Origin of the sequence: Flaviramulus aquimarinus (assembly GCF_039543205.1) — a bacterium.
Taxonomy (GTDB): Bacteria; Bacteroidota; Bacteroidia; order Flavobacteriales; family Flavobacteriaceae; genus Flaviramulus_B; species Flaviramulus_B aquimarinus.
On sequence record NZ_BAABJH010000002.1, the window covers coordinates 428,389 to 452,309 of the forward strand.

At 32.5% G+C, this 23,921-nt stretch carries 26 protein-coding genes and 1 pseudogene; 20 read left to right on the forward strand and 7 right to left on the reverse strand.

Annotation, left to right across the window (positions count from 1 at the left end; all coding sequences use genetic code 11):
• The first annotated feature begins 5 nt into the window (after window positions 1-5).
• The 19 genes and pseudogenes from serS (at window position 6) to ABD941_RS10295 (ending at window position 13,957) form a co-directional block, all read left to right on the forward strand.
• Entirely contained in the window at window positions 6-1,277 is a 1,272-nt protein-coding gene (gene serS, locus ABD941_RS10205) for a serine--tRNA ligase (protein WP_345274031.1), read from the forward strand.
• A gap of 553 nt (window positions 1,278-1,830) precedes the next feature.
• On the forward strand, window positions 1,831-3,606 hold the full coding sequence (locus tag ABD941_RS10210) for a tetratricopeptide repeat protein (protein ID WP_345274032.1): 1,776 nt from the start codon (window positions 1,831-1,833) through the stop codon (window positions 3,604-3,606).
• Between the two features lie 4 nt (window positions 3,607-3,610).
• Window positions 3,611-4,123, forward strand: coding sequence for a GNAT family N-acetyltransferase (locus tag ABD941_RS10215; protein ID WP_345274033.1), 513 nt, complete (start codon window positions 3,611-3,613; stop codon window positions 4,121-4,123).
• Window positions 4,124-4,125: 2 nt separating this feature from the next.
• Entirely contained in the window at window positions 4,126-4,449 is a 324-nt protein-coding gene (locus ABD941_RS10220) for a DUF4286 family protein (protein WP_345274034.1), read from the forward strand.
• 35 nt (window positions 4,450-4,484) lie between these two features.
• The gene (gene rsmA / locus ABD941_RS10225) at window positions 4,485-5,279 is read left to right on the forward strand and encodes a 16S rRNA (adenine(1518)-N(6)/adenine(1519)-N(6))-dimethyltransferase RsmA (protein WP_345274035.1); all 795 of its coding nucleotides are present in this window, start codon (window positions 4,485-4,487) and stop codon (window positions 5,277-5,279) included.
• 11 nt (window positions 5,280-5,290) lie between these two features.
• On the forward strand, window positions 5,291-6,664 hold the full coding sequence (gene mgtE, locus ABD941_RS10230) for a magnesium transporter (RefSeq protein WP_345274036.1): 1,374 nt from the start codon (window positions 5,291-5,293) through the stop codon (window positions 6,662-6,664).
• A gap of 122 nt (window positions 6,665-6,786) precedes the next feature.
• Complete coding sequence (locus ABD941_RS10235; protein WP_345274037.1) at window positions 6,787-7,152, forward strand: cupin domain-containing protein; 366 nt, start codon at window positions 6,787-6,789, stop codon at window positions 7,150-7,152.
• Window positions 7,153-8,088, forward strand: a complete 936-nt coding sequence (locus tag ABD941_RS10240) for a 2-hydroxyacid dehydrogenase (protein WP_345274038.1) — start codon at window positions 7,153-7,155, stop codon at window positions 8,086-8,088. It begins immediately after the preceding gene.
• Window positions 8,089-8,097: 9 nt separating this feature from the next.
• Window positions 8,098-8,508 (forward strand): response regulator transcription factor, encoded by a 411-nt coding sequence (locus ABD941_RS10245; protein ID WP_345274039.1) that lies wholly within the window; start codon window positions 8,098-8,100, stop codon window positions 8,506-8,508.
• A 186-nt stretch (window positions 8,509-8,694) separates the two neighbouring features.
• Window positions 8,695-9,066: a VOC family protein gene (locus ABD941_RS10250; RefSeq protein WP_345274040.1), complete on the forward strand. Its 372-nt coding sequence runs from the start codon at window positions 8,695-8,697 to the stop codon at window positions 9,064-9,066.
• 17 nt (window positions 9,067-9,083) lie between these two features.
• On the forward strand, window positions 9,084-9,590 hold the full coding sequence (locus ABD941_RS10255) for a DUF4199 domain-containing protein (RefSeq protein ID WP_345274041.1): 507 nt from the start codon (window positions 9,084-9,086) through the stop codon (window positions 9,588-9,590).
• Window positions 9,591-9,597: 7 nt separating this feature from the next.
• Window positions 9,598-10,056 carry a DUF1801 domain-containing protein gene (locus ABD941_RS10260; RefSeq protein WP_345274042.1) on the forward strand — a complete coding sequence of 153 codons (459 nt, stop codon included), beginning with the start codon at window positions 9,598-9,600 and terminating at the stop codon, window positions 10,054-10,056.
• A 3-nt stretch (window positions 10,057-10,059) separates the two neighbouring features.
• Window positions 10,060-10,445: pseudogene (locus ABD941_RS10265) on the forward strand (VOC family protein).
• Window positions 10,446-10,478: 33 nt separating this feature from the next.
• A complete protein-coding gene (locus tag ABD941_RS10270; protein ID WP_345274043.1) occupies window positions 10,479-11,243 on the forward strand; it encodes a sulfite exporter TauE/SafE family protein in 765 nt (254 codons plus the stop codon).
• A 56-nt stretch (window positions 11,244-11,299) separates the two neighbouring features.
• Complete coding sequence (locus tag ABD941_RS10275; protein ID WP_345274044.1) at window positions 11,300-11,755, forward strand: hypothetical protein; 456 nt, start codon at window positions 11,300-11,302, stop codon at window positions 11,753-11,755.
• A gap of 85 nt (window positions 11,756-11,840) precedes the next feature.
• The gene (locus tag ABD941_RS10280; RefSeq protein ID WP_345274045.1) at window positions 11,841-12,311 is read left to right on the forward strand and encodes an NINE protein; all 471 of its coding nucleotides are present in this window, start codon (window positions 11,841-11,843) and stop codon (window positions 12,309-12,311) included.
• Between the two features lie 144 nt (window positions 12,312-12,455).
• Window positions 12,456-12,779 carry an ArsR/SmtB family transcription factor gene (locus tag ABD941_RS10285; RefSeq protein WP_345274046.1) on the forward strand — a complete coding sequence of 108 codons (324 nt, stop codon included), beginning with the start codon at window positions 12,456-12,458 and terminating at the stop codon, window positions 12,777-12,779.
• A gap of 52 nt (window positions 12,780-12,831) precedes the next feature.
• Window positions 12,832-13,320 carry a DUF6428 family protein gene (locus ABD941_RS10290; protein ID WP_345274047.1) on the forward strand — a complete coding sequence of 163 codons (489 nt, stop codon included), beginning with the start codon at window positions 12,832-12,834 and terminating at the stop codon, window positions 13,318-13,320.
• Window positions 13,321-13,348: 28 nt separating this feature from the next.
• On the forward strand, window positions 13,349-13,957 hold the full coding sequence (locus ABD941_RS10295) for an arsenate-mycothiol transferase ArsC (protein WP_345274048.1): 609 nt from the start codon (window positions 13,349-13,351) through the stop codon (window positions 13,955-13,957).
• Window positions 13,958-14,021: 64 nt separating this feature from the next.
• Here the strand turns inward: ABD941_RS10295 and ABD941_RS10300 are convergent, their stop codons facing one another.
• The 5 genes from ABD941_RS10300 to ABD941_RS10320 form a co-directional block, all read right to left on the reverse strand.
• Window positions 14,022-15,620, reverse strand: coding sequence for a T9SS type A sorting domain-containing protein (locus tag ABD941_RS10300; RefSeq protein ID WP_345274049.1), 1,599 nt, complete (start codon window positions 15,618-15,620; stop codon window positions 14,022-14,024).
• A 27-nt stretch (window positions 15,621-15,647) separates the two neighbouring features.
• Window positions 15,648-16,217 carry a hypothetical protein gene (locus ABD941_RS10305; RefSeq protein ID WP_345274050.1) on the reverse strand — a complete coding sequence of 190 codons (570 nt, stop codon included), beginning with the start codon at window positions 16,215-16,217 and terminating at the stop codon, window positions 15,648-15,650.
• A gap of 692 nt (window positions 16,218-16,909) precedes the next feature.
• Window positions 16,910-18,739 (reverse strand): GNAT family N-acyltransferase, encoded by a 1,830-nt coding sequence (locus ABD941_RS10310; RefSeq protein WP_345274051.1) that lies wholly within the window; start codon window positions 18,737-18,739, stop codon window positions 16,910-16,912.
• Between the two features lie 26 nt (window positions 18,740-18,765).
• Window positions 18,766-20,037: an aspartate kinase gene (locus ABD941_RS10315; RefSeq protein ID WP_345274052.1), complete on the reverse strand. Its 1,272-nt coding sequence runs from the start codon at window positions 20,035-20,037 to the stop codon at window positions 18,766-18,768.
• A gap of 1 nt (window position 20,038) precedes the next feature.
• Window positions 20,039-20,518 carry a GNAT family N-acetyltransferase gene (locus tag ABD941_RS10320; protein WP_345274053.1) on the reverse strand — a complete coding sequence of 160 codons (480 nt, stop codon included), beginning with the start codon at window positions 20,516-20,518 and terminating at the stop codon, window positions 20,039-20,041.
• A 123-nt stretch (window positions 20,519-20,641) separates the two neighbouring features.
• Between ABD941_RS10320 and fbp the strand changes: the two genes are divergently transcribed.
• The gene (gene fbp / locus ABD941_RS10325) at window positions 20,642-21,646 is read left to right on the forward strand and encodes a class 1 fructose-bisphosphatase (RefSeq protein ID WP_345274054.1); all 1,005 of its coding nucleotides are present in this window, start codon (window positions 20,642-20,644) and stop codon (window positions 21,644-21,646) included.
• A gap of 98 nt (window positions 21,647-21,744) precedes the next feature.
• On the opposite strand, the gene ABD941_RS10330 is transcribed toward fbp, so the two are convergent.
• Window positions 21,745-22,737 carry a T9SS type A sorting domain-containing protein gene (locus ABD941_RS10330; RefSeq protein WP_345274055.1) on the reverse strand — a complete coding sequence of 331 codons (993 nt, stop codon included), beginning with the start codon at window positions 22,735-22,737 and terminating at the stop codon, window positions 21,745-21,747.
• 7 nt (window positions 22,738-22,744) lie between these two features.
• On the reverse strand, window positions 22,745-23,878 hold the full coding sequence (locus ABD941_RS10335) for a hypothetical protein (RefSeq protein ID WP_345274056.1): 1,134 nt from the start codon (window positions 23,876-23,878) through the stop codon (window positions 22,745-22,747).
• Between the last annotated feature and the right edge of the window lie 43 nt (window positions 23,879-23,921).

Genomic DNA, 23,921 nt, shown 5'->3' on the forward strand with positions numbered 1-23,921 from the left:
AAGTCATGTTACAAGTCCCTTTTATTAGAGAAAACAAAGCCTTAGTTATTGAACGCTTAGAAAAAAGAAACATTGATGCAACACAAATGATAAATGATGTGATTGCTTTTGATGAGGATAGAAAGCGTATTCAAACAGAATTAGATAATACTTTGGCTGAATCTAATACACTATCTAAAGAAATTGGCAACTTGTATAAATCTGGAGAAAGCCAAAAAGCAAATCTTCTTAAAGAGAAAACCACGCAGTTAAAAGAAGTTTCAAAAGAACTTACCGAAACACTTAATAATAAAGTAGACGCTTTAAAAGAATTGCTTTACAAAATACCTAATGTGCCAAATGAATTGGTGCCATCTGGCAATTCTGAGTTGGATAATGAAGAAATCTTTAAAGCGGGAGAAATTCCTAAATTACACAATGACGCATTACCACATTGGGAACTGGCCAAAAAATATGATATCATAGATTTTGAACTTGGTAATAAAATTACAGGAGCAGGGTTTCCAGTTTACAAAGGTAAAGGCGCTAGGTTACAACGTGCCTTAATTGCTTATTTTTTAGATAAGAATACGGCTGCGGGTTATACTGAATATCAATTACCACTTATGATAAACGAAGCTTCAGGTTTTGGAACAGGGCAACTACCAGATAAAGAAGGACAAATGTATCATGTTACTGAGGACAACTTATATTTAATCCCAACAGCCGAAGTACCAGGAACCAATATTTTTAGAGATGTTGTTTTAAATGAAAGCGAACTACCTATCGGGATTACAAGTTACACACCATGCTTTCGCCGAGAAGCAGGAAGCTATGGCGCCCATGTAAGAGGATTAAATAGACTACACCAATTTGATAAAGTTGAAATTATTCGCGTAGAGCATCCAAGTAAATCTTATGAAGCCTTAGATGGTATGATTGACCATGTAAAAGCTATTTTAAAAGAATTAAAATTACCTTATAGAATTTTGCGTTTATGTGGAGGCGATACCTCTTTTACATCAGCTTTGACTTATGATTTTGAAGTGTTTTCAACGGCTCAAGATCGATGGCTAGAAATATCTTCAGTTTCAAATTTTGAAACCTTTCAGGCCAATCGTCTAAAACTCCGATTTAAAAATAGCGAAGGTAAAAATGAATTAGCCCATACACTGAACGGAAGCTCGTTAGCTTTACCTAGAGTATTAGCAGGTATTCTTGAAAATTATCAAACAGAAAACGGCATTGTAATACCTGAAGTTTTACAACCTTATACAGGGTTTAAACTTATTGATTAAATAGTAAGTTAAAACCTATAAATAAATAATTTTTATTCATTTTTATCGATTAAGTGCACGATAAACAAGTTGTTTGACGATTTTATTTGGTTTTTCTTTGGTTTTCCGAATTTATTTATCAAGTTTGCTTTATCAAATCTACTTAACCTACTTAATCATGAAAAATGTTAAACGCATTGTACTTCTAATTACTCTGATTTTTTTCGCAAGTAAAGTATTGTCTTCAGATTTTGAATTATTAAAATCCGAAGATCATAAAACAACCATTGCGAGTAAATAGGGATTTTCAATATAAATCGCTTGATGCAATCAAAAAAGATTTTTTGAAATAGTCATTTCCGTGTATGCGGAGATTTAAAACTGTCCCCAATCGAGTATTTAATTAACAGTAGTTAATAGAACATTTATTTTTGGTTGGTTAGTGCCCGAATTGTATTCGGGCATTTTTTGTAAAACTCATTTTTTTTAATCTGGAGCATTAAAAACAGTAAGTTGAACTCAAAAAAATCAAATTACTACAATATCAACACCTCACATTTGTTATATTTACACTATGAGACGCTTCCTAATCTTATGTGTATTTATATCGACTTCAGTATTTTCGCAAAATGGTATTCTTGCTAAAGAATATTTTAAAAATGGTGAGTTTGAAAAAGCATTGCACGCCTATAAAAAATTATATACCAAGTCGCCTTCCAATATAAACTATATCAATCAAGTTATTGCCTCACACCAACAATTAGAACAATATGATGACGCCGAGAAATTCATATTAAAATTAATGGAGCGGGTTAAATACCCTGCATTTATTGTAGAGTTAGGCTATAATTTTCAACTTAAAGGCCATATTGAAAAAGCAACCGAAAACTATCAAAAGGCCATTACAACAATTGATGATAAAGCAACTAATGTTTTTGCAGTAGCTAGAAGTTTTCAAAACCATTCACTTTTAAATGAGGCTACAACAGCTTACGAAAAAGCAATGGTACTAAATCCAGATTTTAACTTCAACATACAGTTGGCACAAATTTATGGAGAACAAGGCAATATTGAGAAAATGTTTAACAGTTACATCAATTTTGTCGAGTTTAATCCAGTCGTTTTAAATGATGTTAAAAGGGCTGTTAATGATTTTATTAGTGAAAAGAGCGATAACGAAAACAATATTTTATTTAGAAAAATTCTTTTAAAAAAAATACAACAAGAGCCTAACTTACTTTGGAACCAATTACTAAGTTGGTTGTTTACCCAACAAAAAGATTTCAATAAAGCATTCACCCAAGAAAAAGCAATTTTTAAAAGACAACCTGAAAGTTTAAACAGAATTAAAGAGTTAGCGTTAATTTCAGCAAACGCTAATGAAAATGAGATTGCAAAAGACATCTTCAATTATATTATAGAGACTGCTCAAGATTCAAATACCATATTAGAAGCCCATCAAAACTTACTTCAGTTAGAAATCAAAGAAAGTCCAAAGGAAAATTATACAGCTATTAACACCAAATATTTAGAGTTAATAAAAACGTTTGGCACATATACCCAAACTTTGAATTTACAAATGTCTTATGCACATTTTTTAGCATTTTACATGAATGAAACAACTAAAGCCACAGCGTTTTTAGAAGACACTTTAAAATTACCTTTAACCGAATTGCAAAAAGCCAAAGTCAAATTAGAATTAGGCGATATTTTAGTACTGCAAGAACAATTCAATAAAGCCCTGATCTATTACACACAAATTCAACGTAACTTAAAAAACAGTACCATTTCGCAAGAGGCTAGATATAAAGTTGCCAAAGCCAGTTATTATAAAGGCGATTTTAAATGGGCTGAGTCTCAGCTTAAAATTTTAAAAGCCTCAACATCGCAGCTTATTGCCAATGATGCCTTAGATTTAAAATTGCTTATTACAGATAATAAATATGAAGACTCCCTACAAACTGCATTAAAGCTTTATTCAAAAGCAGATTTACTGGCCTTTCAAAACAGAAATAATGAAGCTATAACCCTATTAGATAGTATTCTTAACAATCATAAAACGGAACCTATAATAGCTCAAGCCTTATACAAACAAGCAGCATTATTCCAAATAAAGGGCCAGTATGAAAAAGCCAAAGCTAATTACGAATCTATAATAGCCAATTACCGAAATGGTATTTTAATAGACGATGCTCTTTTTCATTTAGCAAAAATTTATGAAACCATTTTAAGCCAACCAGAAAAGGCAAAAACATTATACGAGCAAATTATTTTTAATCATGCCGATAGCATTTACTTTATCGATGCTAGAAAACGGTTTAGGGCTTTACGTGGCGATGCTATAAATTAAACTTATGATTATAGCAGAAACAGACCGTCTCCTTATATCGAAATTCAATACTAAAGACGCGCCCTTTTTTTTAGAATTGGCAAACGCTCCAAATTCCAAAAAATATATTGGCGATAAAAACCTCAAATCTGTTGAAGATGCCAAACAATATTTAACCAATAAAACCATTAAGAGTTATAAAGATTTTGACTTTGGATTTTATAAGTTAGAACTTAAAGAAGAGAATAATAAGCCTATAGGAACTTGCGGTCTTGCAAAACGTGAAGAACTGGAATTTGCAGATATTGGCTTTGCATTTTTACCACAATATGAAGGTAAAGGCTTTGGTTATGAAGCTTCCATTGAAATTTTAAAGTTGGCAAAAAACAGGTTTAAGCTTAGTAAAATTACAGCAATAACAGTTCCATATAATAAGAACTCCATTAAACTATTGGGAAAATTAGGCTTAACTTTTGAAAAAAAAGTAAAACCTTTTGAAGATGATGAAGAGCTCCTGTTATTTACAAAAAATTTATAATTATGATTATATATAATGTTACCGTTAATATAGATGAAACCATTCATAACGAATGGTTAACGTGGATAAAAGAACACATTCCTCAAGTATTGGCCACTGGAAAATTTGAAAAAGCAACGCTCTCCAGAGTTTTGGTAGAAGAAGATATGGGAGGTGTTACCTATTCTATTCAATACCGTTCCTATTCCAGAGAAGCCTTAGAAGCCTATTATAAAGAAGATGCCGACAAACTAAGAAACGATGGTATGAAAAAATTTGCAGATAAAATGCTGGCGTTTAGAACCGAACTACAAATTGTAGATGAATATACGGTAAATTTTAAATAGCTTACTTTGTCTAACAATAAAACAACCATAAATTCGTGTCATATAAACCCAACCAACATCAAGTAAAAGCAAAGAAACATTTAGGTCAACATTTTTTAAATGATGAATCTGTAGCAGAAAAAATAGCAGATACCTTAAGCCTAAAAAATTATAAAAATGTTTTAGAGATTGGTCCAGGTATGGGCGTGCTTACTAAATATTTACTCAAAAAGAACACCACCACTTATGTTATTGAAATTGACCCCGAATCGGTTGAATATTTACAATCCAACTACTTAAACCTTGCTCCTAGAATCATAGAAAAAGACTTTTTAAAATATGATTTAAACGACGTTTTTAAACAAGAACCTTTCGCTATAATTGGTAATTTTCCATATAATATTTCAACCCAAATCGTTTTTAAGACTTTAGAAATGCGCGAGCAAATCCCTGAATTCTCCGGGATGTTTCAAAAAGAAGTAGCACAACGCATTTGCTCTAAAGAAGGCAGTAAAGTCTATGGAATCCTATCCGTATTAACACAAGCATTTTACAACGCAGAATATTTATTTACGGTACCCCCAAATGTTTTTAATCCACCTCCAAAAGTAGATTCGGGGGTTTTAAGACTTACCAGAAAAATAGAATATTCTTTGCCTTGTAATGAGAAATTCTTTTTTAAAGTCGTTAAGGCGGCTTTCCAACAACGCAGAAAAACACTTCGTAACAGTTTAAAAACATTCAATTTATCTGATAATTTAAAAGCAAATAGTATATTTGGCAAACGTCCTGAACAATTAAGTGTTCAAGCTTTTATAGAGCTGACACAATTAATAGAAAAAGACGTTTAAAACTTTTCCGTTTGTCAGAAGAAATAGAAAACATACAATTTCAACTCACTAATGAACTCATTGAGCAAGTCGAGTTATTTATCGAGGAAAAAAACGATAAAGAACTTAAAAAACTATTAGATGAGTTTCATTACGCTGATATTGCCGAGATTTTAGATGAATTAAATCTAGAACAGGCCGTATATATTATAAAACTTCTGGATTCTGATACCACCTCCGATATTTTAACAGAGCTGGATGAAGACAATCGAGAAAAGATTTTAAAAAACCTTTCTGCTAAAGAAATTGCCGAAGAAGTTGAAGAATTAGATACCGATGATGCTGCCGATATTATTTTAGAATTACCTGAAGCACGTCAGCAAGCTGTAATAGCTCAAATTGAAGATGAAGCGCACAAAGCGGAAATTGCAGAACTTCTTACTTATGATGAAAATACTGCAGGTAGTCTTATGGCAAAAGAGCTTGTAAAAGTATACGAAACATGGACCGTTGCCGGTTGTATGCGTAGAATTCGAGGTCAAGCCGAAGAAGTCACAAGAGTACATTCCATTTATGTAGTAAATAAAGAAGAAAAACTTATAGGCCGCCTGTCATTAAAAGATTTGATTGTTGCTAAAAACGAGCAAAAAATTGCAGATATCGTTAAGGTAAATGTCGATTATGTTAATGTTGAAGAAGATGTAGAAGACGTTGCAAAAATCATGGCAAAATATGATTTAGAGGCTATTCCTGTAGTTGATGAAAACAAAACACTTTTAGGTAGAATTACCATTGATGACATTGTAGATGTTTTAAAAGAAGAAGCTGATAAGGATTACCAAATGGCAGCAGGTATTACAGGCGACGTCGATTCTGATGATAGTATTTTAGAACTTACAAGAGCACGGTTACCCTGGTTGTTTTTAGGTTTAGTTGGAGGTATAGGGGCATTTCTAATCATGGAAGGTTTTGAAAGTCTTTTTACGGGAAAAGCAGTAATCCTATTCTTTTTTACACCACTTATTGCAGCTATGGCAGGAAATGTTGGAGTTCAATCCAGTGCCATTATTGTTCAAGGTTTAGCCAATGATGATGTTCGAGGTAGCGTTAATAGCCGATTGATAAAAGAAATGTTACTGGCCGCTTTAAACGGTGTTATATTAGCCATATTTCTCTTTTTATTTGTATGGGCTTTCAAAGGCGAATTAAATACCGCTTTAGCCATTTCTGTATCTTTAGTAGCTGTAATTATCGTTGCAGGGCTCATTGGTACGTTTGTGCCATTATTTTTAAACAAACGTGGTATAGACCCAGCTATCGCTACAGGTCCATTTATAACAACAAGCAATGATATTTTAGGAATCTTACTTTATTTTTGGATAGCAAAAATGATTTTAGGCATTTAACGGCAAATAGTCAGACTTGTGTTTTCCTAATTCGAGTTAAAGGGTTACAACCTTTTTTCCTCGTACCCTACAAAAAAGATATCCTCTGCAATCCCTAACACAAAACTTCGTAATTTTATAGCATGAAATCAATCAATATTAAACAAAAGCTTTCCAAATTCAACAAAAATTGGCATCCACATCAAATAGCTGTTGTAGATAACATGCAAGTTATCCTGGCAAAATTAAAAGGCGAATTTGTATGGCATAGTCACGATGATGAAGACGAGCTTTTTCAAGTCATCAAAGGCACATTGTATATGCAATTTAGAGACCGAACCGAAGTTGTTAACGAAGGTGAAATTATTGTAGTTCCAAAAGGCGTAGAACATAATCCATACACCAAGAATAATGAAGAAGTTCATGTTTTACTCTTCGAAAAATTAAGTACAGCACACACAGGAAAAGTAGAACATAAAAAAACGCAAACACATTATCCAAAAATTTAAATGAAAGTATTACACCTCGATACAAATCACGACTTATTAATCAATCAATTAAACGATTTAGGTTTCACAAATCATGAGGACTATTCATCATCAAAAGAAGCCATTGAAGCCAAAATTCATGAGTACGATGGTATGGTTTTAAGAAGTCGTTTTACCATCGATAAACAATTTCTAGATGTCGCAAAAAATCTTAAATTCATAGGTCGTGTTGGCGCTGGATTAGAAAATATAGATTGTGATTATGCTGAACAAAAAGGTGTCTATTTAATATCCGCACCAGAAGGGAATAAAAATGCAGTTGGCGAACACACTTTAGGCATGTTGTTGTCGCTTTTTAATAAACTCAACAAAGCAGATAGAGAGGTTAGAGCCGGGAAATGGCTTAGAGAAGACAATCGTGGTATAGAATTAGACGGAAAAACAATAGGCCTTATTGGTTACGGAAACATGGGGAAAGCTTTTGCCAAAAAGTTACAAGGTTTTGATGTTACCGTTTTATGCTACGATATAAAAAACAATGTAGAAGATGCCCATGCAAAACAAGTAACACTCACCGAATTTCGAGAAAAAGTAGATGTTGTTAGTTTACATACACCACAAACACCATTAACATTAAATATGATTAATGATGAGTTTATTAATCAATTTAAAAACCCATTTTGGTTTTTAAATACCGCTCGCGGTAAAAGTGTTGTGACCAAAGACTTGGTTTCGGCATTAAAATCAGGAAAAATTCTAGGCGCAGGACTTGATGTTTTGGAATATGAAAAAGCATCTTTTGAAGATTTGTTTTCTTCAGAAATGCCCGAAGCCTTTAAATACCTTATAAAATCTAAAAAAGTATTATTATCGCCACATGTAGCTGGCTGGACTATTGAGAGTAAAGAAAAATTGGCTCAAACTATTGTCGATAAGATTACAGCTAAATTTTGTTAATTTTAATACATGAAGAAAACCATTTTAGTTTTTTCAGGCTTAATTCTAGCATTGATACTACTTTTTCAAATTAGCACTTTTTCCATACATTCAGGACATTTAAAAATAGAATTTATCCTAGCTATCATTGCTATTGTATTCTTAATTATTGGAATTTACATTAATAAAAAAAGTCTTCACAATAAAGTAAAAGATTCCAATGAAATCAATCATCAAAAATTAAAGGATTTAGAAATTACTCCAAGAGAATATGAAGTCCTTCAAGCTATTTCAGAAGGGTTATCCAATAAAGAAATAGCCACTAAATTATTTCTTTCAGAAAGCACTATAAAAACTCATGTTTCGAATGTGTTGTTAAAACTAAACGCAAAACGCAGAACACAAGCATTGCAAATAGCAAAAAAGTATCATATTATTTAAAAAAAGACTCTAAAATATATCTAGAGCTTCAAATGCCGTTGTCATTTTCAAAATGTTGAGAATTTAAAGTTCTTGAATTTTTCATACATTTAGATTTAAATACTATTTATTTGGTACTTTAGTATGACCCTCCTTTTCTAATCTATTCCTAGCTTTGTGTTACATTAATCATCTAAATTATATCATATGCAACTAGGAGCATTCTCAGTAAGTTTAGCAGTAAAAGACATTAAAACATCTAAAGCATTTTATGAAACTTTAGGGTTTCATGTTTTTGCTGGCGACATACAAAAAAACTATCTCATCATGAAAAATGGAAATGCTTTAATAGGTCTTTTCCAAGGTATGTTTGAGCAAAACATTTTAACCTTTAACCCTGGTTGGGATGAAAACGCCAATACATTAGAGTCTTTTGATGACATAAGAGCCATTCAAAAACATTTAAAAAACAACGTGATAACATTGGAACGCGAAGCGGATGAAAACAACTCAGGGCCTGCAAGTGTTGTGCTTTATGATCCTGATGGCAATACTATTCTTTTAGACCAACATGTGTAATATTAAAAATCAAACTAATGAAAAATACAATTATTAAATATGGGCTTTATGGCTTTTTTACAGGTTTAGTCATTTTTTTAGCCACCATTTTATTTGGCAAGAACTTAAGTTATTCAGCACAAGAAATTATTGGCTATACCTCTATGGTCGTATCGTTATCGTTTCTGTTTTTTGGAATAAAGTATTATCGCGATCATGTAAACAATGGAATAATTTCATTCGGGAAAGCCTTAGCCATAGGGGTTTTAATATCAGCTTTCGTTGGCATTGGTGTTGGCATTGCGGATTATATTTATACCAGTTTCATTAACCCAAACTTTGCTACAGAATATTTAGAAACGACATTAAAAACCATGGAAAATACTTTGCCAGCAGAAGAATTTCAAACTAAAAAAGTAACACTTACCAAACAAATGGAAGATTATGGAGGTTCTGGTTTTATGGCTTTTTTAATGTTTTTTACAGTGGTACTTATTGGGTTTGTTATCTCTTTAATATCAGGATTAGTCCTTCAACGTAAATAAATTCATTATGCAATACAAAGCAAGTTCACCCGAAGATTATATTAGTCAAGTTCCAGAAGAACGTCAACCTATTTTAAAAAAACTACGTGCCGTTATCAATCAAAATCTACCGGAAGGCTTTCAAGAAGGCATTCAATATGGTATGGTCGGTTATTTTGTACCACATGCTATGTATCCAAATGGATATCATTGTAAGCCTACCGAGCCTTTGCCTTTTATGAGTTTTGCGTCTCAAAAAAACTCAATTAATTTATACCATAGTGGTATTTACGCTAATCCAGATTTAAAGCAATGGTTTGTTAATGAATATCCAAAACATAGTAACCTTAAACTGGATATGGGTAAAAGTTGTATCCGGTTTAAAAAAATTGAGGCTATTCCTTTCGAATTAATAGCTGAATTAGTCAAAAAAATGAGTATTCAAGACTGGATAACACTTTATGAATCAAATTTAAAAAAGTCATAAAACATGAAACGCCGAGTAACAGGAATTGCAGGCTTATTTTTAAAACCAAAGACCCTAAAGCATCAAAAGATTGGTGCAAAAAACATTTAGGATTTAATACCAACGATTACAGCTGTACTTTTTGGTAGAAAGATAAACAAGGACATGATTGCTCAACGTAGTGGAGTCCATTTCCTCAGGATATCAAATATTATGAGCCTTCAAAAAAGGGCTTCATATTTAATTATCGTGCTGAGAATTTACATGAACTACTTAAAGTTTTAAAAGAAGAGGCCGTAACTATAGTTGGTGAAGGTGAAGAATACGAATATGGCAAATTTGGATGAATTTTAGATAACGATGGTAATAAAATTGAGCTTTGGGAACCTATAGATACCGCTTTTTTGTAAATTAGTTTCTAATATTTTCAATACAACCAACTATTGACTTATTTAGAAACCCTTCAATCCTATCATTTAACTGCAATACAATGGATCGCTATTGGATTTGCAGTTTTTTTATTGGGCTTATCCAAATCTGGTATTAAAGGAATCGGTATCATTATCGTAGTTATACTGGCTTTTGTTTTTGGCGAAAAAGCGTCAACGGGCATCCTGCTTCCTATGCTAATTTGTGCAGATATTTTTGCAGTTATTTATTATAACAGGCATGCGCATTGGGGAATTATAAAAAAACTAATCCCATGGATGATTGTTGGCGTTTTAGTTGGGGTTTGGATTGGTAATGATATTTCTGAAGTCATTTTTAAAAGACTCATGGCAATCATAATTATTGTTTCAGTACTCATTATGTTTTATACCGAACAAAGAAAGTCCAATAAAGTGCCGACCCATAAATTATTTTCAACCTTAACTGGATTTCTAGCTGGATTTACAACCATGATTGGCAACCTTGCAGGCCCAATTTCTAATATTTATTTCTTAGCCATGCGTTTTCCTAAAAATGAATTTATAGGTACCGCAGCTTGGCTATTCTTTATAATTAATGTATTTAAACTCCCCTTTCATATTTTTGTTTGGAAAACAGTTACCAAAGAAACCCTTATTTTAAATTCAGTTTTAATTCCAACAGTTATTATTGGTTTTTTTCTAGGCGCCTATATTGTTAAACTCATTTCCAATGTAAATTACAGAAGATTTATACTCATTATAACTGCTATTGGAGGTCTTATCATGTTATTTAGATAATCCTATTTTGTAACATTATTTAAATTTCATAGTCCTATAATTAAAACACATGCACTATGCCAAAAGAAACAAATAAAACTTCCGAAAACGATATGGTATATCAAGCTGAGGTGATAGAAGGAGGAACCTATGATCATAAAGCAAAATTTAATGATACCGTTGATAAATTAAAAGTTGAAGCAATAGAGGCTTATTATAATGTAAAGGAAAAAACGAGTACATTAGCTAGTGAAACCCATGAAAAACTAGAAGATTTCACAGGCTTAGCTAAAGAAAAAGTAGATAAGTTTAGTGATGAAGCAAAAGAGACTTTTGAAAAGGCTAAAATTGCAGCAAAAACATATACAGAAGATACTGAAGAACAGCTCGATAAAGCTGTTAAAAAAGCAACAGAATTAACTGATGATGCCAATGAAAAACTAGAAGAACTAGTCGTAGAAACCAAAGAAAAATTTACAGAAGTATCTAAAAAAGCAAAAGGCTTTCTAAAAAAACTTTTGGATAAGCATTAATACTATAACTATTTGTTAATAAGCATTATAAAAATTAATTCGTTTTTTTAGTACCTTTATATCCTAACCGAAATATTATAAAATTATGTCTGATGAAAAAAATTTAAGCGACGATCTAAATGATATGTTAGACGATGCTAAAGATGGTGCAAAAAAAGCTGCCGATAAAGTAAGTGAAAAAGCAACAGAATTAGCAGGTGATGCTAAAGAAAAAGCTAAAGGTTTTGCAAGTGAAGCCAAAGAATCTGCTTCTGAGTTTGCAGATAGTGCTAAAGAAGCATTCGCTTCTAATGAAAATAAAAAAATACTAGCAGGCATTTTAGGAATATTATTAGGAGGACTAGGTGTGCATAAATTTATTTTAGGATATAATAAAGAAGGAGGCATACTTTTAGGAGCTACATTAGTAGGTATTTTATTGTCTTGTGTTGGTATAGGAATATTATTTGTATGGATTCCTGGTGTTATTGGATTAGTAGAAGGTATAATCTACCTTACTAAATCTGACGAAGAGTTTTATAATACATATCAAGCAGGAAAAAAACCTTGGTTTTAATATAGTGGAACTCATTTAAACAAAAAAGTTTAAATGAGTTCCTAGTTATAAATTCTTTTTAGGTAATAAAAAAGTCAAAAAAAATACATTTTGACTTTTTTATTAAAAATTAACATCGTAATATTGCAATATATAAATAATAAAATGGGTATTACCAAAACACAAATATTTACAGAACAACAAAACGATTTGGCACAATTCTTTAAAGTGTTGGGGCATCCAGCACGTGTAGCAATATTACAATATATTAGTAAACAGAATGCATGCATTTGTAATGACTTAGTTGAAGAAATCGGGTTGGCACAAGCCACAATATCACAACATCTCAAAGAGCTTAAAAGTATTGGTTTGCTTAAAGGTGAAGTTGAAGGAAAACGTATGTGCTACTGTATAAATATTAAACGTTGGACTGCCATTCAAAAGCAATTAAACATATTTTTTAATACCACTAAATCCAATTGTTGTTAATCTTTAAAGACAATTAATTATTTCACTCAAGTGAATAAAAATTTTAAAAATCATGAAAACACAAGAATTTTTTTACGTACTCGAACAGCATAAAAACAAATCTTTATTGTTTGAATATGCTCCAGATTTATTAGTTGGTGCTAATTATCATATTACAGAAGTAAAGCATCTTACAATTGATTCTGTTGATTGTGGCTCGCAAACTGATGCATGGAAAGAAACCATTGTACAACTTTGGGAGAGCCCAAACGAATTGGACAAAACAGAATATATGACCGTTTATAAAGCATTGGCCATACTTAAAAAAGTAGGCACTATGAAACCTTATACTTTAGATTCTGAATTAAAATTAGAGTATAGCAATGCAAGCTTTCATACGGCACAACTATTTGTTAACGATTTTGAAATACAAGGCGACCAATTAATCGTTAAATTAGCCATCGAAAAAACCGACTGTAAAGCAAAAGAGCTTTGTGGCGTTCCTGAAAAAGAAGTTGAAAAAGCAGAAGCTTGTTGCTCACCAAGTTCAGGTTGTTGTTAATTGATACATAATTATTAATAATAAAATAATGTTTGAAACTATTTCTAATACTATAAATACACTAGAAATCACTGAAATTTCAGAAGAAAGAAAAGCGATACTAAATCCTTTAATAAGCTATATAAAAGATAAGGTTAAAACGGACTCGCCTATTCGTTTAAATTTTATTTGCACACATAACTCACGCCGCAGTCATTTGTCACAAATATGGGCGCAAACCATGGCGACACGTTATAACGTCAGCAAAGTTTCATGCTATTCCGGAGGGACTGAAGCTACGGCTATGTTTCCAAAAGTAGGAGAAACTTTAGCTAATCAAGGGTTTCAGATTATCAAGCTTTCAGAAGAAGACAATCCTGTTTATAGTATTAAGTTTTCAGAAAATGACCCTGCTGTTATAGCGTTTTCGAAACAGTTTAGTGATGACTTTAACCCTGCTTCAGAATTTGCAGCTATTATGACTTGCTCATCAGCAGACAAAGGTTGTCCTATGGTTTTTGGATGCGATACCCGTATAGCCATAACTTATGAAGATCCAAAAAAATCTGACGGCACACCTCAACAGGCAGAAACATATTTGAACAGGAGTTTAGAAATAGCAACAGAAATGAAGTTTGTATTTTCTAGTTTAAGGTAGATATATAAAGCCCTTTATACTAAAAAATAAAGGGCTTTATATATCCAAAAAAGAAAATCAACTATTAATCTATTATTAATGTTTTACTTTCATTAATACCACCAGAAGAGGTTACTTTAACAAAGTAAGTTCCTTTTTTTAATCTTAGGTTACCAAGAGACATTTTTTCTGATTTATAATTGCCAGAAAACTTTTTCATACCATAAAAGTCATAAACCTCAACATGATATTTTTTTACTTCTGTACTCAATAAAGCATTAGTAGGGCAAGGCTCTGGATTGGGCACTAAATTTACAGTAACACCAATCTCTTTCCCTTTATTTGGATTTGGAGAAACCCGTAATGAAAAGTTATTATTGCATGGTTCGTTTAAACTTTTAACCGTTACAAACTTTTGCCCAATAGATGTTGTACCACAATCATTTTCTGCCCAACAAACCACAGAATATGTTCCTGGGCAAGCCCCCCAATTTACTTGAACGGATGTACTAGAAGATGTGTACGGATTCACATTATTTATAGTAGGTCCTGAACCTGCACTACAACCACCAGCAGGGGTAATCCACCAATAATAAGAGCTAATACCCGACACAGGACTAGCAGACAAATAGGAAACACTGTTTACATACACGCTACTACTGCCACCATTTATACCATGGTTGTTAACAGTTGGCGAGCCTACTCCAATATTGTTTTTTGTTATTATTGCCGTTTGCCCACAAGCATTTGTTAAAGTTGCTGAAACCGTAATAATACCATTACCAACAGCGGTTAAAACACCTTTATTTTTACTATTTGTGGTCATGGTAGCAACGGCAGGATGTGAAGACGTCCAAGAACTTAATGTCGTACCAGCAGGTAAATTGTTTACAGAGTATGTAGCCGTTGAACATAATTGATTACTACCAGTAATTTGGTAGACAGGATTGTAACCACCCCTTGTTACTGTAGCCGTTTTAGTAGGGTAAGCAACACCATTTAAACTTGTGGTTACACTTACATTTGATGGTAAAGAGTTTGGTGAGTTTGGCTCTAAAGTAATACTATTAGTAGTGGTTGTAAAGCTACCACTTACAGGGCTACCATTACGTTTCCATCCAGAACCTACATTCCAGCTATAACTTAATGTACCAGGTGAGTTATAAACATTGTTTACGGTAAATGTTCTCGAACTTGTAGAACCACAAGATATAGTATAAGAATCATCATCTAATTCAAATGTTGGTATTTGTGTTTTAATTAATGGGTATTCACAGCTATAATAAAAGCCCCCTCCTGTTACAAACTCTAGAAAGACTGTACTTCCAGAAACTTGGATTTCACTTGCCTGTATATCTGTTGTAATAGTACTTGAATACATTTCTGAATCATTCCAGAGTGATGATGCTATAGTGGCCGATGTTTTAGTGTTTGCATTCACATTACTACTATATTTTAGCTTAACACGAATCTCTCCCTCAGAAACTGCCTGATTTTGTGGTTTCTCCAAAGTATAATAAAACACCAAATTATTATTAGCCGTTAAACCAAAATCAACAGTATTGCAATTTTGGATTGTAGTTTGGCTATTTAATTGAATTTGATCTAATTCTAAAGTTATTTGACTAAATGATTTTGTTAAAATTAAAAGACATATGATTGTAAAAGTTGTTTTAATATTCATAATTTTTAATGTTTAGAACATCAAAAATTACTTTTCTAAATGTATTTGAAAACCTATGTTAAAGCTTATTCTATCAAATATGATTTCACTGCCAGAACTAGAGTTTTGGTTGTCGTTTTTATAACTTAAAGTTAACTCTAAACCAACGCTGCTGTTAAAATATAATACAGGACCCATTTTGAATTCAAACGACTTTAAATCCCCTGATGCCCCTGACTGATTCTTGGTTTTAGCTAAAAAATAACTAGTATGAGCAAACAAATTGATTCTGTTTTCTGTTTTCAGAAAATAGTATCTCATAAAAGGACCAATACCATAATTCGTTACATTGTTATTTGCTCCATCAGGATTAGATAAACCCAAGAACGGACTAACACCTACAGCAAATTTATCAATGATAAAATAGCCTATGTTAGGGGTAACACGTAAGGAGAAAGCTTTAGTTGTTGAAGTAAAACCACTGCTACTAGTCCCTTCTGATTTATCAATATTAAGACTAGCATCACCTCCAACCATCCAATTGCCTTTGGTTATTTGAGCGTTAACAGTACATAGTGTTGTAAATACAATAAAGAAAAATAATGTTAATGTTTTCATGTTGTTAATATTAAATAGGTTAAAAATTAGCAATAGCTGTTTTTACCCTGTAAATAAAGCTGTTATTTACAAAGCGCAATAACACTGCATACAAATAACCTAAACGTTTTTTGTCTATGCAGTCTATAAAAGTCTATGTGGTTATTGGTTGTGGTTAGTCAGTCTATGAAAAATACAGCAGTCTAAAACTGTATTTGCATTAATAAAAAACTAGCGCTAGCTATAGAGTACTCAATTTGTTCTTAACATCTTTTTTGTATAGACTAAACAATAAATTTGCTTTGAACTATACAAATATGAAAAAAAAAAAACATAATTAGCAACTTTTTCCCACAGATTTTTAAAGAATTTTCATTTTACGGATTACCTATAATTATATTAAGGAAAAGTATTACTTTTTGAGTTTTTGCAAACAAAAATTTAAACAAACAAAACCTCTACACATACTATAAATATATCAAAATATAAAAGGCTAGTTTTCCCCTTATTAAGAGGAATAAAAGAATTCCTTGAAACCAACAGCCCTCAAGGCAAGCCACAGATGTATTTTGCTGGTTTTATTTTGACCTTATGGTCAAAAAATCGAAATTCTGTTATTTAGATTTCCGTTTTCACGGGAATGACAAGTTCAGCGGAAAGCCCGACGCTAGCATCGGGGAATTCTTTTCGATTAAACAAATTCATACAAGAAATTAACTTTCATTATTCTCCATAAACTTACGTTCCAATTCTGCTTGAAACTCTTCCATTACTGGTTTTACAGTACTTTCAGGTAAGTCGGCTATGCGAATGTACATCAATCCATCAACAGAGTTATTAAATAAAGGATCGACATTAAAAGCAACTAGGCGCGCATTTTGTTTAATGTATTTTTTTAGTAGCACAGGTAAGCGTAAAGCGCCTGGCTCTATTTCATCTATAAATTTATCAAATTTGTTTAAATCTGCCTCGGCTTCATCAAAAACAAAATCTTTATCGGCGTCTTTTAATTTGACTTTAAACTCTTTTTTAGGGTGCACGTATTGCGCTATATAAGGGTCGTAGTAATGCGATTTCATAAACTCAACCATCAATGATTTTGAGAAATTTGAAAACTGATTACTAATACTTACACCGCCTATTAAATACTTGTGTTCAGGATGTCTTAAAGTCGTGTGTACAATACCCTTCCAAAGTAAAAATAAAGGCATTGGTTTTTGTTGGTATTCGTTGATAATGAAAGCACGACCCATTTCAATAGACTCACTCATCATTTTATAGAGTTCCGGCTCAAATCTAAATAAATCTTGCAAGTAAAACCCATCGATACCATATTGTTCAAAAATCTTAGAGCCTAAACCCATTCTATAGGCGCCAGCCAGTACATTCTTTTCATTATCCCACAAAAACATATGGTGGTAATAATTGTCAAATGTATCTAAATCTATCGCTTCATTGGTTCCTTCACCAACTTCTCGAAACGTAATTTCACGCAAACGCCCTATTTCTCTAAGAATATTGGGCATTTTACTGGCTTGTGCCAAAAACACCTCATAGTTTTTACTCTCCAAAAGCCTAGAACCATCTTTTCTAAGCGCTTTAACTTCTTCAATCATGACCCCATTATCAACAGGTGTGACAATATTTTTAGGTGCTTTTGGCGTTTTTAATGTAGTTGAAATATTATCTAATATTTTTGGTTTATCTTCAAAAGCATGAGACAACATATATGTTTTTCGCCTTAAAAATTCCGTAAATTCTTCAAGTGTTCCATGTTCTTTTTGGTCATTTACCGAAATAGGTTTTCCAATTCTAACCTTTATGGTACGTCGTTTTTGGGTGAGTAATTCTGACGGCAATTTTGCCGTTCTAAACGTATCACTTAGTTTTGAAAGCTTATAAAACAACTTACTGTTTTTAGCATGAAAATAAATGGGAACTACCGGCACTTCTGCCTTTTTAACCAATTTCATGGCGGCTTCTTCCCAAGGTCTATCAACTACTAATTTTCCATCGCGATATGTGGACACTTCCCCAGCAGGAAAAATACCCAATGGGTGTCCGCCTCTTAAATGCAAAATTGAATTTTTAAACCCTGTAAGACTTGACTTTACATCTTTTCTGTCCTCAAACGGATTTACAGGCATAATGAATGCTTTTAAAGGCTCAATTCTATGCAATAAAAAATTAGCGATTATTTTAAAATCTTTACGTTGCTCTAGCATTAATTTTAAAAGTAAAATACCATCAATTCCTCCAAGCGGATGGTTTGAAATAGTAATATATGCACCCTTTTTTGGCAAGCGTTTTAAATCTTCTTCCGGAATTTCAAATTTTATTTGAAAATCATCTAAAATACCATCTAAAAAAGGTAATTCTTTAAGATGTTTATGGCGATTATATATTCTATTAAGCGTAGATATTTTAAGGACCTTCATTAAAATCCAACCTATAAAAGTTCCTATAAAGCCATATTTATCTAGCTGTATGGCTTTGGCAACTTCTTTGGCCGTTACTAACCCGGTGTCTTGTCGTTTGGTCATGAGTGTAAATGTACTAAATAAACTATTTAGTTGCTACTTGTTACTACTTGAACGGTTTCTTGAGTTAATTGTTTTAACAGCACGGTTTTACCTGTTTCAATTTGATTTATAGCATTTTGATCGTAATGTCGGATAGTGTAAAGTGATACATTTTCAATGCATGTAACTTTAAATTTTGCCTTCAAATGGTGTAACAATTTGTCTAGGTTATTGTAAATATTGTCTATGCAAACCGAAAAACTTATAGCTGAGTTTTGGATAACATCTACCTTCATTTTATATAAATGTAATAGATTGAAAATCTCGCTGATGTTTTCTTCAACTATATATGAAAAATCCAATGATGATAGTGAGATCAGGGCTTGATTCTTTTTTACAATAAAACAAGGCACCATAGGATCTAAAGTTACGTTTTTACCAATTTTAGTACCTGGCAATTCTGGGTTTAAAAAAGATTTGACATATAATGGAATTTCTTTTCTCTGCAAAGGCTGCAAGGTTTTTGGATGAATCACGGAGGCACCATAAAAAGCTAATTCTATAGCTTCTCTATAGGATATATTGTTTAGCAATTGTGCATTTTCAAAATACCGTGGATCAGCATTTAAAACTCCAGAAACATCTTTCCAAATCGTTACACATTCTGCATTTAAACAATATGCATAAATGGCTGCTGTATAATCACTACCCTCTCTACCAAGAGTGGTGGTAAAATTATTGGCATCACTGCCTAAAAACCCTTGAGTAATGTTTAAAACTGAGGTATTAAAATTAGACTCGATTAAGCGTTTGGTATCGCTCCAGTTTACATTGGCACGTCTGTAATAGCTATCTGTTTTTATTTGATTACGGACATCAATCCAATTATTTTTTATGCCTATAGAATTTAAATATTCACTAATAATTGTTGTAGATACGAGTTCCCCATAGCCTATTGTTTGATCATACACATAATTGTAATCGGGCGATTTATTGGTTTTAAAAAAGCGGCTTAGTTCATCAAAAAAAGCAGCTACTTTTTTAAAAGATGGATGGTTTTCATTCTGATAGCTATCGGAATCAAATAAGTCAAACAAAATTTCATTATGGTATTTTTTAACTTCTTGAAGCGCGCTTTGCAATTCAGATTTATTTTCAAAATAATTTTTGATTACGCCTTCTAAAGCATTCGTTGTTTTTCCCATAGCAGAAACCACAACTAAAGTGTTTTTATAACCTACCTTTTTTAAAACCGAAGCTAAATTTTTTACACCATCGGCATCTTTTACAGAAGCACCCCCAAACTTAAATACTTGCATATTATAATTTTGCTATATAATTTTTAATGCCTGTTTCGCTTAACTGAACCACATCCCAATCTCGCATAACATTTGCTCCTTTTTTTTCATAAAAGGCAATGGCTGGTTCATTCCAATCCAACACTTCCCAATTGATACGTTTAACGCCTAAATTATGTGCATATTTAATAACTTCATCTAAAAGCGCCGTACCTATTCCTGAACCTCGCATGGATTGACTGACTATTAAATCTTCTAAGTGTAAAATTTTACCTTTCCAAGTAGAATAGCGATTATAAATTAAAGCAATACCTTCAATTTTTGAATGGCCTTCGGCTACAAAACAATGAAATGCTGGATGCTCACCAAAACCATCGTTCTCTAAATCCTTAACTGTAACCTCAACGGAATCAGGTTCTTTTTCAAAAACAGCTAATTCTTTAATTAAATCAAGTACTTGAGGCATATCCTCTTTTTTTGCATTTCTAATTGTAAAGCTCATAGTAATTTATAATTAAGTCAAATATAGTTCAAAGTTCATTATTTAATAGCATTTATCTTTGACGAAAACGATGTAGTTAGTTAAAAATTATAGATATTTGCACAAATTATAACAAACATTTTTATGTCGCATAAAAAGCAAACTTTAGGAGAGTTTATTATTGAAAACCAATCATCATTTAAATTTTCATCAGGCGAGTTATCAAGCCTTTTAAATTCAATTCGATTAGCAGCTAAAGTAGTAAACCATGAAGTTAACAAAGCGGGGTTAGTAGATATTATAGGTGCTGTTGGAGACACTAATATTCAAGGTGAAGATCAGCAAAAACTAGATGTTTATGCCAATGAAAAGTTTATCCAAACGCTTACCAAAAGAAATATTGTTTGCGGAATTGCTAGTGAAGAAGAAGAAGATTTTATAGCCATTAATAGCCAAGACGAAAACCACCAAAATAAATATATTGTTTTAATTGACCCTTTAGATGGGTCTTCGAATATTGATGTTAACGTTTCTGTAGGTACTATTTTTTCTATTTATCGACGAGTAACACCTATTGGGACACCAGTAACTCTTAAAGATTTTTTACAAAAAGGAAGTGAGCAAGTTGCGGCAGGCTATGTGGTTTATGGAACATCTACCATGTTGGTTTATACAACTGGGCATGGTGTTAACGGATTTACATTAAACCCAGCCATAGGGTCGTTTTATTTATCGCATCCAGACATGCAATTTCCAGAGGATGGAAATATTTATTCGGTTAATGAAGGAAACTATATTCACTTTCCCCAAGGCATTAAAAATTATATTAAATATTGTCAAAGAGAAGAAGAAGACAGACCTTATACGTCACGATACATAGGATCACTAGTATCTGATTTTCATAGAAATATGATTAAGGGGGGTATATATTTATATCCGCAGAGTTCAAAAAATCCTAATGGAAAACTACGTTTACTTTATGAATGTAATCCTATGGCCTATTTAGCAGAACAAGCCAACGGAAAAGCCTGTGATGGGTTTACAAGAATTATGGATATCGAGCCTACAGAATTACACCAACGTGTGCCGTTTATTTGCGGAAGCAAAAATATGGTTGAAAAAGCTGAGGAGTTTATGCGAAATGCTTAGTGCAATTTAATCTTAAAATATGATATAAAAAATGCGAACTTTTCAGTTCGCATTTTTATTATTCCCGACTATAGCAGACAATAGCTAGGAATAGCAACTTACTTCTTTATGATTTTGAAAGAGGCTTTGCCTTGATTTGATGAAAGCTTTAAAAAATACATCCCTTGAGGTAAAAACCCTAAATTTAAATGGGTTGAATTTGTATCACTCTTATAAACCATTTTTCCTAAAGTATCATAAATTGTGATGGCTTCAATTGATAAATTTTGAGTCGAAGCTATTTTTATGTTTTCTTGAAAAGGGTTCGGATAAATAACCGTTGATTTAAGCAAATGCTCTTCAGTGCTTAAGATTCCTATTTCATCAAGAATAGTTGTAATGGACCAGTTATCGTTTGAATCCTTCACTCTTACAAAAAGTACATCGTCAAAACTATAATTTCCTGCTGGATATGGCACATTAAAACTCCAAGTGCCTTCTGCTTCTGGCGCACCTATGTTAACTATAGCATTATTCCCGAATTCCAAATCGGAATCATCATCAAAAAAGTATTCTATTTCTACAATATTGGTTACAGGGTTTTCATATACTTCTATGTTTTTTCTGAAGGTATGACTCCAATTTCCATAGGAATCTTTTACCCTACCATATAGTTTGTGATAGCCAAGAGGCGTATTAGCCAGTATTTCGGCAGTAAACGCTTGTTCAATATCTCCTTCCTCTGGATTGATAGTAAAAGTATTTGCTGTTCCTACCTCTAGATCTTGGTCAATAAAATACTCACCCATAACTATATTGTTTTCAACAACGGGAGCAAATATTTCAATATTCTTTCTAATTGTTTGACTCCAATTATCACTAGCATCTTTTGCCCGGATATAGAGTTTGTGATAACCAATAGACGTATTAGAAGGAATATCTGCTAAAATGGTTTCAGTTATATCTACATCGGGTGATGCAATATTTAGAATCGTATTCAGTCCAACACCACTATCTACATCTAAAAAATATTCTACTTGTACAGTATTGGGTTGGGCATGAATGCTTATTGTTATAGCCATAAAAATGGCTGTTAAAATAATCCGTTTCATAACCATATTAATTATTGGTTCTTGCTTTAACAGTAACTGATAGCCCTGTTCCTGGTTCAGACACTCCCGTTGTGGTTACATCGTAAACAACTGGAATAGCACCAAGACCAGAAAGGTTATAACGGTTAGTGACTACTGTACCTCCAAATGCACCACGCTCTGCACCGTCACTTCCTGGATCGTTATATGTAGAACCTGGCTGTAATTGATAGCGACCATCTGTAGTACCACTATCAACAAATAGCAAAGCCATACTTGGTGCCCAAAGGTTGCCTGTTGTTCCTGAAAATACACTTGAGTTGGAAACCGTATTATACTGTACGTTATTATTAGTGCCACTATTTATGTTGGCAGTAATACCAGCTGCTTTTAGAATATTATTTTGAAACGAACCTGTATTGAATTCCAAATTCAATTCATTTGCCAGACCATCAAAAATGTTGTTATTACATTCCATTATCGAGGCTCCTACTCCCCAAAATCCACCTGTCAGTATTAATTTTTTTTGACAAATATTATTGTTAAACACAATGTCTTGAGGGGCAACATAAGCACTATTAGAAGCAGTTATTAAAGCATTGGTATTATACGTATTGGGGAAAAAGTTTTGAAGAACATAAACACTTGCCAACAGGGTTTCTAAATAAATAGACTTTTCAATTCTACAACGCTTAACAGTTATATCATTTACATATATATAGATTACTCCATGTGTACTATTTGTTCCACTAACAATTACGTTCATTCCAATAACTTGAGAGAACTCAGAACCAGAATTAAAGTTTATCCGACCTATTATAGCATCATAGGTGTTGTTGGAAACTTTTGGGTTTTCAGTTAAAAAATAGCCAGGGCCAATAATTACTAATTGTTTTGTAATAGTCGCATCATTGTATCTTAATGGTGACCCTTCGATATGTAAAATATCTCCATCCACTACATTGGGGTATGCAACGGCTTCATTAATTTCACTAAATACGGGAAAACTTGGTGTACCTCCATAATTATCTCCGAACAAACTTGTACCATTATAGTTAGATTGATTATTTACACGCCAAGTTTTGGCTTGTAAAACAGATGTTAACAATAAAGCAGTGCATAATACTGCTGTTTTTAGAAATAATAGTTTTGTTCTTTTCATTGTTTTTGATTTTAAAAAATTAATTAATAGCTATTTAAAAAAA